11 protein-coding genes are annotated in these 14,298 nt (G+C 73.3%); 5 read left to right on the top strand and 6 right to left on the bottom strand.

Annotated features, from left to right (window positions below; genetic code table 11):
- Positions 1–171 precede the first annotated feature (171 nt).
- The 4 genes from ACF09C_RS36655 (at position 172) to ACF09C_RS36640 (ending at position 4,332) form a co-directional block, all read left to right on the top strand.
- Positions 172–858 carry a sirohydrochlorin chelatase gene (locus tag ACF09C_RS36655; RefSeq protein ID WP_392097925.1) on the top strand — a complete coding sequence of 229 codons (687 nt, stop codon included), beginning with the start codon at positions 172–174 and terminating at the stop codon, positions 856–858.
- A 202-nt stretch (positions 859–1,060) separates the two neighbouring features.
- Entirely contained in the window at positions 1,061–2,320 is a 1,260-nt protein-coding gene (locus ACF09C_RS36650; RefSeq protein WP_392097923.1) for a low temperature requirement protein A, read from the top strand.
- Between the two features lie 26 nt (positions 2,321–2,346).
- Entirely contained in the window at positions 2,347–3,420 is a 1,074-nt protein-coding gene (locus ACF09C_RS36645) for a P1 family peptidase (protein WP_392097922.1), read from the top strand.
- Positions 3,421–3,486: 66 nt separating this feature from the next.
- The gene (locus tag ACF09C_RS36640) at positions 3,487–4,332 is read left to right on the top strand and encodes a DUF6227 family protein (protein ID WP_392097921.1); all 846 of its coding nucleotides are present in this window, start codon (positions 3,487–3,489) and stop codon (positions 4,330–4,332) included.
- A 43-nt stretch (positions 4,333–4,375) separates the two neighbouring features.
- Here ACF09C_RS36640 and ACF09C_RS36635 read toward each other — a convergent pair whose 3' ends face one another.
- Both ACF09C_RS36635 and ACF09C_RS36630 read right to left on the bottom strand, forming a co-directional pair.
- Positions 4,376–5,962: a glycosyltransferase family 39 protein gene (locus ACF09C_RS36635; RefSeq protein ID WP_392097920.1), complete on the bottom strand. Its 1,587-nt coding sequence runs from the start codon at positions 5,960–5,962 to the stop codon at positions 4,376–4,378.
- A 7-nt stretch (positions 5,963–5,969) separates the two neighbouring features.
- Positions 5,970–7,049, bottom strand: coding sequence for a glycosyltransferase (locus tag ACF09C_RS36630; RefSeq protein ID WP_392097918.1), 1,080 nt, complete (start codon positions 7,047–7,049; stop codon positions 5,970–5,972).
- A gap of 274 nt (positions 7,050–7,323) precedes the next feature.
- Here ACF09C_RS36630 and ACF09C_RS36625 point away from each other — a divergent pair, with 274 nt between their 5' ends.
- Positions 7,324–8,628 (top strand): hypothetical protein, encoded by a 1,305-nt coding sequence (locus tag ACF09C_RS36625; protein WP_392097917.1) that lies wholly within the window; start codon positions 7,324–7,326, stop codon positions 8,626–8,628.
- A 93-nt stretch (positions 8,629–8,721) separates the two neighbouring features.
- Here ACF09C_RS36625 and ACF09C_RS36620 read toward each other — a convergent pair whose 3' ends face one another.
- The 4 genes from ACF09C_RS36620 to ACF09C_RS36605 all read right to left on the bottom strand — a co-directional run bounded on the left by ACF09C_RS36620 (position 8,722) and on the right by ACF09C_RS36605 (position 14,247).
- Positions 8,722–10,737 (bottom strand): fructose-specific PTS transporter subunit EIIC, encoded by a 2,016-nt coding sequence (locus ACF09C_RS36620; protein WP_392097915.1) that lies wholly within the window; start codon positions 10,735–10,737, stop codon positions 8,722–8,724.
- Complete coding sequence (gene pfkB / locus ACF09C_RS36615) at positions 10,734–11,687, bottom strand: 1-phosphofructokinase (RefSeq protein ID WP_392097913.1); 954 nt, start codon at positions 11,685–11,687, stop codon at positions 10,734–10,736. Before pfkB ends, ACF09C_RS36620 begins: the two co-directional genes overlap by 4 nt.
- Positions 11,684–12,445 (bottom strand): DeoR/GlpR family DNA-binding transcription regulator, encoded by a 762-nt coding sequence (locus ACF09C_RS36610; RefSeq protein WP_392097911.1) that lies wholly within the window; start codon positions 12,443–12,445, stop codon positions 11,684–11,686. The genes pfkB and ACF09C_RS36610 overlap by 4 nt, the downstream gene beginning before the upstream one ends.
- A 182-nt stretch (positions 12,446–12,627) precedes the next feature.
- On the bottom strand, positions 12,628–14,247 hold the full coding sequence (locus ACF09C_RS36605; RefSeq protein ID WP_392097909.1) for an MFS transporter: 1,620 nt from the start codon (positions 14,245–14,247) through the stop codon (positions 12,628–12,630).
- Between the last annotated feature and the right edge of the window lie 51 nt (positions 14,248–14,298).

The raw sequence follows: 14,298 nt of genomic DNA, 5'->3' as shown, positions 1-14,298 counted from the left end.
GGAGCGTTGGCGACCGACGACAACGCGGCTGGGGGTACCCCCTGCTCGAAGAGCTTGGGGGAGCGGTGCCAGGGCCCGCGAGCCCGGCATGATCCAAACGACAGGCCCTGAGACACCGCCGCCACGGCCCCCGACTTTTTCTTGGAGGCGCTCGTCCGGAGGTGCGTCACGATGCTGGTTCTCGCCGTGCACGGCAGCGCGGTCCCCGAGGCGGGCGCGACGATCGAGCGGCTCGCGGAGTCGGTGCGGGCGCTCACGGGCACCCGGGTCGTGGTCGGCCACCTGGACCACCAGGCGCCCTCGCTGGACGAGGTCCTCGGCTCCTGCCCGGGCGCGGTGGTCGTACCGCTGCTCCTCGGCGACGGCTACCACCGGACCGTGGACATCCCGGCCGTCGCCCGCCGCCACGACTGCCTCGTCACGCCCGGGCTGCGCGGCGTACCGGCCGTGGGCCTGGCCCTGCACGACCGGCTGGTGGAGGCGGGCGGGCCGGGGGACGCGGTGGTGGTGGCGGGGGCCGGGTCGTCGAGGCCGGGCGGCAACGACGGTACGGAGGAGGCGGCGCGGCTCCTCGCTCGGCGGGTGGGGGTGCCGGTGGTGACGGCGTACTGCTCGGCCGCGGAGCCGACCGTGCCGGACGCGGTGGAGGCGCTGCGTGCGGCCGGCCACGCGCGCGTGGCGATCGCGACGCACCTGCTGGCGCCGGGCCGCTTCACGCGCGCGCTCGCCGAGGTGCCGGGCGCCTGGACGGTCGCGGCGCCGCTGGGCGCCCACCCGGGGCTCGCCCGCACGGTGGCATGGCGGTACGGCGAGGCTGCCCGCTCCGCGCGGGCGGCACTCGCCCTGCATGCCTCCTGACGGCGCGCGGCAGCCCCGCCGAGCTCGCCGGGGCTGCCGCGCCCCACGGAGCAGACCCGCAGCCCGCCGAGCACCGCCTCACGCGCACCGGTCCGCGAGCACGACCCCACGCGCACCGGCCGGTCCGCGAGCACCGCCCCACCAGCGTCGATCAGCGTGCCGGACTATCCGGCCGGGCTCACGCTCTGGTGTCCTGGGGCGCATGACGCAACCGTTCCTCCCGCTCACCGCGCGGTCGCGCGCGGAGGCGCACCGCGCCGCCACGCCGCTCGAGCTCTTCTTCGACCTCTGCTTCGTCGTCGCCGTCTCCCAGGCCGGTGCCGAGCTCGTGCACGCGATCGCCGAGCACCACGCCGCCGACGGGATCGCGCACTACGCGATGGTCTTCTTCGCCATCTGGTGGGCGTGGATGAACTTCACCTGGTTCGCCTCCGCGTACGACAACGACGACGTCCTCTACCGCGTCGTCACGCTCGTCCAGATCGCCGGCGTCCTGATCCTCGCCGCCGGGGTCTCCAAGGCCTTCGAGGACGACTTCTCCATCGCCGTCCTCGGCTACATCGTGATGCGGATCGCCCTCGCCTCCCAGTGGCTGCGCGCCGCCCACCACGCGACGGACCCCGGCGAGCGCACGATGTGCCGGCGGTACGCGGGCGGGGTGCTGCTCGTCCAGCTCGGCTGGATCGCCTTCCTCTGGGTCCCCGACTCGGCGAAGCCCTGGGTCTTCCTCGCCGGGGTCGTCGCCGAGCTGGCCGTCCCCGCGTTCGCGGAGAAGAACGTCAACACCCACTGGCACCCGCACCACATCGCGGAGCGCTACGGCCTGTTCACCATCATCGTGCTCGGCGAGACGATCTTCGCGGCGACCGTAGCCGTGAAGACCGGCGTCGCGGAGTACGACGCCCTGGACCAGGTGCTCCCGATCGCCGCCGGCGGTCTCCTGATCGTCTACGCCGCCTGGTGGATCTACTTCGCCGCCCCGGCCCACCTCCGCCTCTCCTCCAACCGGCAGGGCTTCCTCTGGGGCTACGGCCACTACCTGATCTTCGCCTCCGCCGCCGCCATCGGCGCCGGCATCGAGGTCGCCGTCGAGCAGACCGTGGGCAAGGCCCACATCTCCACGCTCGCCGCCTCCTCGGCGGTGACGATCCCGGCCGCGCTGTTCCTGCTCTGTGTGTGGCTGCTGCACGCCCGGTACTTCAAGGTGGGCATCGCGCAGCAGCTCGTGCTGCCCGTGTCGGCGCTCGCGATCCTGATGTGCACGTTCGCCGGGCGCTGGGCGGTGCTGATCGCGGGTCTCGTCGCGGCGGCGACGGTGGCGGTCGGGGTGACGCTGGCCTCGCGCAACCCCGAATCACGCGGAGCCGGTCCCGGGCACGGGCACGACGGGCCCGGGCACGACGGGCCCGGGCACGACGGGCCCGGGCACGACGGGCAGCACGCTCCCGGTCCGGGGCATTGACCGAACACCCGTGGTACTCAGGAGCCATGACGAACCATGATGCGATCACGGACGTGACCGGGCTGCGGGTCGGCCACGCGCGCGTGGAGGGGCCGGGAGCGCTGAGCGGTACCACGGTCGTCCTCGCCCCGGAGGGCGGCGCGGTGGCGGCCGTGGACGTGCGCGGCGGGGGCCCCGGCACCCGGGAGACCGACGCGCTCGACCCCCGTAACCTCGTCCAGAAGATCGAGGCCGTGGTCCTGACCGGCGGCAGCGCGTACGGGCTCGACTCGGCAGGCGGGGTGATGGCCTGGCTGGAGGAGCACGGGCGCGGGGTGCGGGTCGGGCCCGAGCCGACGCACGTGGTCCCGGTGGTCCCCGCCGCCTGCGTCTTCGACCTGGGCCGGGGCGGCGACTTCTCGGCCCGGCCCGACGCGTCCACCGGGCGGGCCGCCATAGAGGCCGCCGCCGCGACGGAGCTCCACGCGCGCGTGGCGACGGGCGCGGTCGGCGCGGGCACCGGAGCGGTGGTCGGCGGGATCAAGGGCGGTGTCGGTACGGCCAGTACGGTCCTGGAGTCGGGGATCACGGTCGGCGCGCTCGTCGTCGTCAACGCGGTCGGCTCGGCGGTCGACCCGGAGTCGGGCGTCCTGTACGGGGAGCTCTTCCAGGGCCGCCGACCGGACCGGCCGGAGCCGGCCGTCCACGAGGCGGCGCTGCGGCGGCTCGCGGAGGCGCGGGAGCGGAACAACCCGCCGATACTGAACACCACGCTCGCGGTCGTGGCGACCGACGCCGATCTGAGCCGCGCGCAGGCGCAGAAGCTCGCGGGCACGGCGCACGACGGCATCGCGCGCGCCGTCCGCCCGGTGCACCTCCTCACCGACGGGGACACCGTCTTCGCCCTCGCGACCGGCGACCGCCCGCTGCCTCCCGAGGCCGGTCCGCTCGCCCTCAACGAACTCCTCGCGACCGGCGCCGACCTGGTGACCCGGGCGATCACGCGGGCGGTCCGCGAGGTCGCCGAAGGGGTGGCGGGACCGGGGGGCGACTTCCCCGCGCACCGCGAGTTGTACGGACTGGCGGGCACTGTCGACTCCCCGTCCAATAAAGGGAGTTGACGGACTCGACGACCGGCGGGCGGGAACTATCCGCGCGCCCCCTTCGTTTTGCCGAACCCGGACACGATGTCAGACCCAGGGACTACGTTTAGCAAGCACCAAGTGACATGCGGCGACGGCCTGGAGAACCCCTTGAACGATCCGCAGGATCCTCACGATCCGTACGAGACGACCGAGACGCACCTCGCGCGGCTCCTCGGCCGGGCGCTCAACTCCTTCGACCTCCCCGACAGCACGATCGAACGCCTGGAGACGGCGTTCGCCCACTCCAGCACGCTGCACTCCTCGCACCACAGCGCGACGCTGCACCGCACGACGTACCGCCACACCTATCTCCTCGCCGACGGCACCGCGCTCGGGCTCTGGGAGCTCGTGCACAACTCCGGCCGGGCCGGCATCGAGCAGCACGAGCTGTACGCGGACGAGGCGGAGGCCCGGCTCGCCGCGTCCCGGCTGCCGACCCGCCTCTCCCCCGGCTGGGAGGTGGAGCGTTCCTCGGGCCCCGACTTCGACGAGGACAGCGACCTGGAGCTGCTGAGCGCGCTCCTGTCCCGCCCGATACCGAAGCAGCCCCGGATGTACGTCCCGGACAACTCCCCGGACCACGCCCGCCGGGTGCTGCGCCGCGCGGAGAACCCGGACCGGCCCGGCGAGGAGACGGCACGCAGGCTGCGGCTGGCCTTCGCGCACCACATCACCCAGGCCTTCGGCCGCCTGTGCGGGGTCGAGGGAGGCGGCCGGGACGCCGGATTCACGCTCTACGAGCACGCGTTCCTGCTGCTCGACGGCAGCGAGCTGAGCCTCTGGGAGGTCGAGCACACGGCGACGCCGGACGGCCGCCACATGTGCGAGGTCTACGACGACGAGCACGCGGCCCGCGAGGCGATGGAGCACCGCGCCCGCGTGCGGTGAAGGAACGGGAGGAAGGCGGCAGGAGGGCGGGAGCCTCGCCCTCCTACCCGGTACGGACCAGCAGGGCCACGGTCACGCCGGTCAGCCGCTCCGTGCCGGTCGCGGTGTAGCGGGCGCGCAGGGCCCGCGCCTGCTCGGCCGGGAGCGCGTCCAGCGGATCGGCCGCGTCACCGGGCACGACCAGCCAGATCCGCTTCTCCCCGCGCAGGCAGGCGGCAGGCTCGGGGCACTCCGCCGACCACAGGTCCGCGCGGTCGGCGGCCGCCGTGGCCAGGAAGACATCGCGCGGCCGCAGTTCGTCCCGCAGATAGAAGCGGACGCCGACGTCGAGCATGCGCCAGTAGTCGTCGCCCCGGTCGAACGCCACCGCGTCGCCGGGCCGGTGGTACTTCTCGATGGTCCGCGCGGCGCCCTCGAAGTCGATGCCGTGCCAGAAGTGCGCGTACGGCCGCCGTACGGCCTGCTGTTCCTGCAGGGTGAGGACGACGAGCGCCACCAGGACCGCCGCGACGACACCCCGCGGCCTCGGTCGGGCGAGTCCCGCGAGCCCCGCACCGGCGAGGACGGCCCACGCGGGGAGCGTGAAGAGCAGATAGCGGAAGTAGAAGTACGAGACGTCGCCGTGCGAGACGGCCCAGAGCAGCAGCGGGGGCAGCACGGCGAGCGCGGAGACGGTCACGAGCGCGCCCCGCGCCCCCGGACCCGGCCTCGCCCCCGCCCCCGCCCCCGGCCCCGGCCCCGCGGCTCGGGCCCGGCGCTCGCCCCAGGCCAGGACGGCGAGCGTGGTCACGGCCCCGGCGACGAGGGCGGAGGCGTACAGCTGGGGCAGGAAGGTGACCAGGCTCCAGACGTCCGGGCGGGGGATCCAGGAGATCTGACGGCCCGCCTGGGCCCTCCCGAGCAGCGCGACGGGAGCGACGGCACCCACCCCCACCAGCACGGCGAGGCCGAAGCGCAGCCCGATCGGGCGCTCCTCGCGGGCCCGCCGCGCCACGGCGACCAGATGCCCGGCCAGGGCGGTCAGCGCCACCATGTGCAGCAGACCGACCGCCGCCACGCACAGGCCGTACGCGGCCCACCGCCACCGGCTCTCCGGACGGTCGAGGGCGCGCAGGAGCAGCAGCGTGGAAGCGGTGACGGCGAGGACCACCAGGGCGTACGGGCGGGCCTCGTGCGCGTAGCGCGTCACGACCGGGGCGAGCGCGAAGAGGAGACCGGCGGCGAGACCGGCGCGGGCGCCGAAGAGCCGCCGGCCGATCAGCGCCGTACAGCCTGCCGTGCCGGCCATCGCGAGGGCCGAGGGCAGACGCAGCGCGGTGGCGGAGTCCCCGAAGACGGCCGTCCAGCCGTGCAGGAGGAGGTAGTAGCCGCCGAGCACCGCGTCCACGCGCTGGACGGTGTCGAGGAGCTGCGCCGTGGACCGGGAGGCCATGTCCCAGGTGTTGAGCTCGTCCTGCCACAGCACCGGCCGGCCGATCGCGTACACCGACAGCGCGAGCGAGACCAGCGTCGGCCACAGCCAGACGCCGTGCCGCCGCCCCCGCGCCGCGTCGTGGTGGCCGCCGGGACGCGGCGTACGGTCCGTGGCCCTCGGGTCGGCGGCGGAGAGCGTCGACGGAGGAGTCGCCATGCCGGTCTCAGTCCCGACCCGCGACGGCCGGCTCCGGGATCGGGGCGTGCCCGAGCCCCCGTACGGCGAACGCGCGGTTGGCGCGGGTCTGCTCGCGGTACGTCTCCGGCAGGTCCGGCAGGGCGAGCAGCCGGTCGCAGGCCGCGAGGGAGGCGGCGTGGTCGCCGACCCAGTACGCGGTGATCGAGTACTCGAACAGCAGCCCCCACCGGTACACCCACGGCTGCGTGAAGAGCAGGTCGTCCGGCTGCGCGCGGCCGACGACGGCGGAGACGATCGCGTGCGCGGAGTGGTGACGGCCCCTCAGCCGTAGCCGCGAGGCCAGTTCGTAGCAGGCTTCGAGCCGCTCGGGCCGCGCGTCCCAGGCCCGGGTCAGGGTGTCCATCGCGGCGGGCCAGTCGCCGGACTCGGCCCGCAGGACCCCGGCCTGCAGCAGCGCGTAGTACACCTCCTCCGCCCAGCCGCCCATGGCCGCCCGGCGCTCGTAGAGCGCGATCGCGTCTGCGGTGCGGCCGAGGTCCCGCATGGTCTGCGCGAGGTAGAAGACCGTGCGGACGTTGGCCGGGTCGCGTGCGAGTTCGGCGCTCAGCAGACGGGCGTCGCGTTCGAACTTGTCGTGGCGCGAGCCGCCGTCGGCATGGTCCTGGATGAACAGCGCGTCCAGATTCTCCTGGACGTGGTCCTGGTCCGCCGTCAGGTACTCGTGCGTGACGCCCTCGTACCGCCACGGCAGATCACCCCTGACCAGGCGTTTGATGCGGTACTCGAGAGCGCCCTCGTGCCGGAGCATGTAGGCGTCGGCGGTCAGCGGGGGCAGCGGGGCGTCCTGCCGCAGGACGAGGTCGGCGTCGAGGAGCAGGAGGTAGTCGGCGCGGCCCCTGGCATGCGAGATGTTCAGGCTCCGGTTGTGCCCGAAGTTCACCCACGGCTCCTCGTGGAGCTCGCCGGGGACGCCGTCGAGCGCCTTGCGGATCAGGTCCTGGGTCCCGTCGGTCGAGCCGGTGTCGGAGATGACCCAGGTGTCCACCAGGTCGCGGACGGAAGCGAGGCACCGCTCGATGACGCGCGCCTCGTTCTTGACGATCATGCACAAGCAGACGGAAGGCTTCACGGCAACACCGCTTCCGGGGGTCGGTCGGGCAGCGACCGTACGCACGGGCCCGCGAGGCGGCGGGACGGCACGCCGAAGGCCCACCCGGAGTTCGCTACCGCGTACGCACCCATTGGGATTCCGACGCTGGGCCAAGGCGTTGAGAGTGCCCCGGAGCCGTCAAGCCTTCGCCGTCGCGAACCGATGATCGTATCGGAAGCCTGTGTGCTTCCCGGTAAGACACTCGATCCGGTTGAGAAGGAGCAGGTGTATGAGTCCTGATTCCAGGACAAGGACCAGGTCCTCGCTGGGACCGCTTCCCCGTCGACGCGCGTGGCTGGGCGGCAGCGCCCTCGCCTCCGTCGCCCTCGTGCTCACGGGTCTCGCGACTCCGGCGGTCGGTGGCGTACGGAACGAGGGCCCGGACGGGCCCGCCTACGACGCACGGGAGATGTACCCTCCGGGCGGCGACTGCGAGGAGCGTCCGCATCACGAGGACGGACCGCCCCCGCACGAGGACGGTGGCCCGCCGCCGCACGAGTACCAGGGACCGCCCGGTCACCAGGGTCCGCGGATGTCGGAGGTGCCGGGTGTGCCGGGCGACCTCCAGCAGTACCTCGACCACGAGGTCGGCCGTCTCATGGGCGGCCCCCCGAACCACCTCCGCGCGGGCGCCTGGGGCGGTCCCCCGGAGCACTGCCTGGAGGGTCCGACGGGCCCGACCGGCCCCACGGGACCGACCGGCCCGACCGGACCCACGGGCTCCACGGGCGCCACCGGCGAGACCGGCCCGACGGGCCCCCAGGGCCCGAAGGGCGACACGGGAGCGACGGGTGCGACCGGAGCGACCGGAGCTACAGGTGAGACCGGAGCAACGGGCGCGACCGGAGCAACGGGTGCCACTGGAGCAACGGGTGAGACCGGACCGGCTGGGCCCACGGGGGCCACCGGAGCCACGGGCGCCACCGGCGCGACCGGAGCGACCGGAGCGACCGGCGAGACGGGCGCGACCGGAGCGACGGGTGCCACTGGCGCGACGGGTGCCACGGGCGCGACCGGGGCAACGGGTGCCACCGGAGCCACGGGTGCCACCGGTGCCACTGGCGCCACTGGTGCCACTGGCGCCACTGGTGCCACCGGTGCCACCGGACCTACCGGGCCCTGCTCGGATATCGACACTTACAGCCCTTCGAACAGCGAGGACTTCCACGCGGTCCTCACGAACGGCATCGCCTACGCGGGCAAGGCGGACCCGCCGGGGTCGAGCCCGATCGTCTGGCACGACCTGACCGACCCGATCGTCACTCCCATGGGCCCCATTCCGTCGCTCTATCCCACCAACTCCTGCGGCATCGCGATCGAGGCCCAGGGCAACGACGCCTGGGTCAAGGTGGTGACGACGACCGGCGAGGTGTGGCAGACGCACGGCGACATCAATGGCCAGACCTTCGTCTGGGACGAGCAGTGGGTGCAGCGGACGACCCCGGTACCGGGGTCCCTGCGCGCCAACAAGTTCAAGGGTGACCTCTCACTCGGCGCTCCCAACAGCATCCCGCGGGGGCTGAGGCGGTCCTAGCCGACCGGAAACAACCCCCGAGGGGCGGTGCGTCGCTCGCCCGACGCACCGCCCCTCGGGGCCTTTCCGAGCTGAACCGGCCGGTCAGGCCGGTCAGGCCGCCACAGTCACCTTCGGCTCGGCGGCCTCAGGCTGTTCCCCGGCCGCCACCACCTCCGGCGCCGGCTTCCGCGCGCCCTTGAGGAGGATGACCAGCGCCGCGCTGACCATCGTGCCCGCGACGATCGCGATCAGGTAGAGCAGCGGGTTGCCGATCAGCGGGACCACGAAGATGCCGCCGTGCGGGGCCCGCAGGGTGCACTCGAAGGCCATCGACAGGGCGCCGGTGACCGCGCCGCCGGCCATCGCCGCCGGGATGACCCGCAGCGGGTCGGCCGCGGCGAACGGGATCGCGCCCTCGCTGATGAAGGAGGCGCCGAGCACCCAGGCCGCCTTGCCGTTCTCCCGCTCGGTCCTGGTGAACAGCTTGCCGCGCACGGTCGTGGCCAGGGCCATCGCGAGCGGCGGCACCATGCCCGCGGCCATCACGGCCGCCATGACCTTCAGCGAGCCCTCGTTCGGGGTGGCGAGGCCGCCAACGGCGAAGGCGTACGCGACCTTGTTGACCGGGCCGCCGAGGTCGAAGCACATCATCAGGCCGAGGATGACGCCGAGGATGATCGCGTTGGCGCCGGACAGGCTGGAAAGCCAGTCGGTCATGGCGTTCTGGAGGCTCGCGATCGGCTTGCCGATCACCAGGAACATCAGGAAGCCGACGACGATCGACGCGAGCAGCGGGATCACCACCACCGGCATGATCCCCCGCAGCGCGGCGGGCACCTTGACCTTCTGGATGGCGAGGACCGTCCCGCCCGCGATCAGACCGGCGGCCAGACCGCCGAGGAAGCCCGCGTTGACGGTGAGGGCGATCGAGCCGCCGACGAAGCCGGGTACGAGACCGGGCCGGTCGGCCATCCCGTACGCGATGTAGCCGGCCAGGACCGGGACGAGGAAGGCGAACGCCAGTCCGCCGATCTGGAAGAGCAGCGCGGCCCAGCTGTCGGCCTGGCCCCAGGCGAAGTGCTCGGCGACGGACGGGGCCTTGTCGATGTCGTAGCCGCCGATGGCGAAGCCCAGGGCGATGAGGAGGCCGCCCGCGGCGACGAACGGGACCATGTAACTCACGCCGGACATCAACCACTTGCGGAGCCTGGTGCCGTAGCCCTCCTCCGGCTCCCCGGCGCGCTCGACCGGGGTCGGCTTCCCGGCGTCGGGGGCGGTGACCTCGCCGCGCTCGGCCTTGCCGCGGACCTCGACGATCAGCTCGGCGGGCCGGTTGATGCCCGCCTTGACGCCCACGTCGACGGTCGGCTTTCCGGCGAACCGTTCCTTCTCCCGTACCGGCACGTCGTGCGCGAAGATCACGCCGTCGGCCGCGGCGACGGCCGCCGGGTCGAGCCGGGTGAACCCGGCCGAGCCCTGCGTCTCGACGGCGATCTCCACCCCGGCGGCCTCGGCGGCCTTCTCCAGGGACTCGGCGGCCATGTAGGTGTGGGCGATGCCGGTGGGGCAGGAGGTGACGGCGACGATCCGGAAGGGAGCGGCATCCGCCACCACGGCCGGCTCCTTCGGAGCCTCCTCCTCCGCGACGGGCGCCACCGACCCCTCACCCGCGACGGGCGCCACCGCCTCCTCACCCGCGATCAGCGCCGCCGCCTCCGGCGCCGAAGCCGCCGACCTGAGCGCCGCCGTGAACTCCTCGTCCATCAGCCGGCGGGCCAGCGAGGAGAGGATCGTCAGATGGGCGTCGTCCGCCCCCGCCGGGGCCGCGATCAGGAAGATCAGGTCCGCCGGGCCGTCCGGGGCACCGAAGTCGATGCCGTCGGCCGAGCGGCCGAAGGCGAGCGTGGGGGCCGTGACATGGGCGCTGCGGCAGTGCGGGATGCCGATGCCCCCGCCGAGACCGGTCGGCATCTGGGCCTCGCGTGCGGCCACGTCCGCCAGGAAGCCGTCGAGGTCGGTCACCCGGCCCCGCGCGACCATGCGCTCCGCGAGCGAGCGGGCCGCCGCTTCCTTCGTTCCGGCGGACAGGTCGAGATCGACCAGGTCCGCGGTGATCAGCTGGCTCATCGCGGGCTCCCTTGCTCGCTGAGTTCTCGGTCGAGGGGTACGTCGGCGGTCACGGTGACCGCAGACGGGTTCAGGTGGGCCGGGGTGGGCATCTCGCTCCCCGGCAGCTGGACGGCGGCCGCGCCGTGGGCGACCGCCGCGGCGAGGGCTTCGGGGCCCTCGCCGCCGGCCGCGAGGAAACCGGCCAGGGAGGCGTCGCCCGCGCCGACGTTGGAGCGGACGGTGTCGACCGCCGCCGCGCCGAACCAGGTGCCGTCGGCGGTGACGAGGAGTTGGCCGTCCGCGCCCAGGCTCGCGAGCACCGCGCCCGCGCCGCGCTGACGCAGCTCCTCCGCCGCCTTCACCGCGTCGCCGACGGTGGCGAGCGGTCGGCCGACGGCTTCGGCGAGTTCGTCGGCGTTCGGCTTGACGACGTCCGGCCGGGCCGCGAGGGCCGCGTTGAGGGAGGGCCCTGAGGTGTCGAGGGCGATGCGGGCGCCCGCGCCGTGGGCCCGGGTGACGAGTTCGGCGTACCACTCGGGCGGGAGGCCGCGCGGGAGGCTGCCGCAGCAGGCGATCCAGTCGGCGGCCGGGGAGTAGGCCCCGACGGCGGCCAGGAGGTGCTCGGCCTCGTCGGGACTCAGTTCGGGGCCGGGGGCGTTGACCTTGGTCAGGGTGCCGTCCGGTTCCGCGATCGCGATGTTCGAGCGGGTGTGCCCTGCCACCGGCACCGGCGCGACCTCGATCCCCTGGTCGGCCAGGAGCTGGGCGACCAGCGCGCCGGGCGCCCCGCCGAGCGGGACCACGGCCACGGTCCGCTCCCCGGCGGCGGCGACCGCCCGGGAGACGTTGACGCCCTTGCCGCCGGGGTCCATCCGCTCGGCGGAGGCCCGCAGCACCTCTCCGCGCTCCAGGGCCGGGACCTCGTAGGTCCGGTCGAGGGAGGGGTTGGGGGTGACGGTGAGGATCATGTGCGTACGACTTCCGTTCCCGCGGCCTCGATCGCCGCGGCGTCCTCGGGGCTGAGCCCGCTGTCGGTGATGAGCAGGTCGATGTCGGTGAGCGCGCCGAAGCGGGCGAAGTGCTCCTGGCCGTGCTTGGCCGAGTCGGCGATGAGCACGACCCGGCGGGCGGAGGCGATCACGGCCCGCTTGACGGCGGCCTCGGCGAGGTCGGGGGTGGTGAGCCCGTGTTCGGGCGAGTAGCCGTTGGCGCCGAGGAAGGCGACGTCGGCGCGGATCTCGCCGTACGCCCGGAGCGCCCAGGCGTCGACGGCGGCACGGGTACGGTGCCGGACCCTGCCCCCCACGAGGTGGAGGTCGATGCCGGGGTGGTCGGCGAGCCGGGCGGCGACGGGCAGGGCGTGGGTGACGACGGTCAGTCCGCAGTCGAGGGGGAACTCGGCGGCGAGCCGGGCGACGGTGGTGCCCGCGTCGAGCACGACGCTGCCCTCGGTGGGGAGTTCGGCGAGGGCGGCCCGGACGATCCGGTCCTTCTCGTCGGCGGCGGTCGCTTCGCGCTCGGCGAGGTCGGGCTCGAAGTCGAGCCGCCCGGCCGGTATCGCGCCGCCGTGCACCCGGCGCACGAGGCCGGCCCGGTCCAGGGCCTTGAGGTCGCGCCGCACGGTCTCGGCGGTGACCTGGAACTCCTCGGCGAGGGAGAGGACGTCGACGCGTCCGCTCTCCCGGGCGAGCCGGAGGATCGCCTGCTGTCGCTCGGGTGCGTACATGTGGTTTTACATCCGTTCCATGCCCGAACCTGTGGTTTCTCTTGCAGGCTACGACCGCATATCCGTGAAGTAAACAGAATCGGGCATCAAAACGGACACGGAACCGGATGAACGACGAAGGGCCCCGGCCTCCGGGGACGTCCATCCCAGGGGACCGGGGCCCTTCGGCCTCACCTACGTACTCACGAGGTGAGCGCGGGCTCCTTCCGGAGGTCGCCGTCCCGGAGGTCGCCGTCCTGGAGGTCGCCGTCGGCGGCGACGACCTCGATGTCGTCCTCCGCGCCCTCGATGTGCTGCTTCGGCTTCGCCGGCAGCGCGAACATGATCACGAAGATCACGGCGAGCACCGCGACCGCCCAGCCGAGCGCGTTCTGGAAGGCGTCCGCGAACGCCGTGCCGACCTCGGTCGGGACCTGCTTCAGCCGGTCCTCGTCGATCACGCCGAAGAAGACGACCGAGACGAGCCCGAGTCCGAGCGCGTTGCCCATCTGCCCGGTCGTGTTGATGAGGCCCGAGGCCGAGCCGGCGTGCTCGCGCGGCACCTCGGAGAGGACCGCGTCCGTCAGCGGCGCCACGATCAGGCCCATGCCCAGGCCCATCACGACGAGCGGCAGGATCATCTGCCAGGAGGTGATGGAGGTGCCGTACCGGCCGGCCTCCCAGAGGTAGAGCAGCATGCCCGCGGCCATCGTCAGGGCGCCCGCCTGCAGCACCTTGCGGCCGAAGCGCGGGACGAGCTTCTGCACCGAAAGGCCGGCCGCCGTCGAGACGGCGATCGAGAACGGCACACCCGTCAGACCGGCCCTGAGCGGGCTCCAGCCGAGACCGATCTGCATGTACAGCGTCCAGACCAGGAAGAAGATGCCCATCACGACGCCGAAGGTCAGCTGGACCGCGATACCGGCCGCGAAACTCTTCACCTTGAACAGCGCGAGCTCGACCAGCGGGGAGCCGTCCTTCTTCGTCTTGTACTTCTCGTATGCGACGAGGGCGGCGAAGACGAGGAGGCTGCCGGCCATGCACAGGTGACCCCAGAGCGGCCAGTCCAGCTCGCGGCCGCGCGTCAGCGGGTAGATCAGCATGAGCAGCGCGAGCGTCACGAGCAGCACGCCGACGATGTCGAGGCGGAGCGCCTTGGGCGCCTTCGACTCGGTGATGAACTTGCGGCCCAGCAGCAGGCCCGCGATGCCGACCGGCAGGTTGATGAGGAAGATCGGCCGCCACTCCAGGCCGGCGATGTTCCACTGGGTGAGCAGCGCACCGAGGAGCGGGCCGGAGACGGCGCCGAGGCCGATGATCGCGCCGAACATGCCGAAGACCTTGCCGCGCTCGTGGGCGGGGAAGGTGACGTGGATGATCGACAGGACCTGCGGCACCATCATGGCCGCGGCCGCGCCCTGGAGCAGGCGCGAGGCGACCAGCATCTCCGGGTCGGCGGCGAAGCCGCAGAGCGCGGAGGCGACGGTGAAGCCCGCGGTGCCGAGGAGGAACAGCCGCTTGCGGCCGTAGATGTCGCCGAGGCGGCCACCGGTGATCAGACCGGCGGCGAAGGCGAGCGCGTAACCGGCGGTGATCCACTGGATCGCCCCGAACGTGGCGCCGAGGTCCCGCTCGATGCTGGGGATCGCGATGTTGACGATCGTGGCGTCGACCAGGTCCATGAAGGCGGCGGTCATGACGATGGCGAGGGCTATCCAGCGCCGGCGGTCGGCGGTAGCCGCGGAGGCGCCCGGGGTCGCGTGGGCGTCGGGGGCCGCGGGACCCGCGGTGGCCGCATCCGTGACGGCGTCGTGTGAACTCATGAGGGAAACGTAGGGGCCATATAGGTCAGCACATGTCCTAGATGCGACGCA

The organism is Streptomyces sp. NPDC014870 (genome assembly GCF_043081505.1).
In the GTDB taxonomy this organism is placed as follows: Bacteria; Actinomycetota; Actinomycetes; order Streptomycetales; family Streptomycetaceae; genus Streptomyces.
This window is presented reverse-complemented; position numbering and strand designations above follow the sequence as displayed.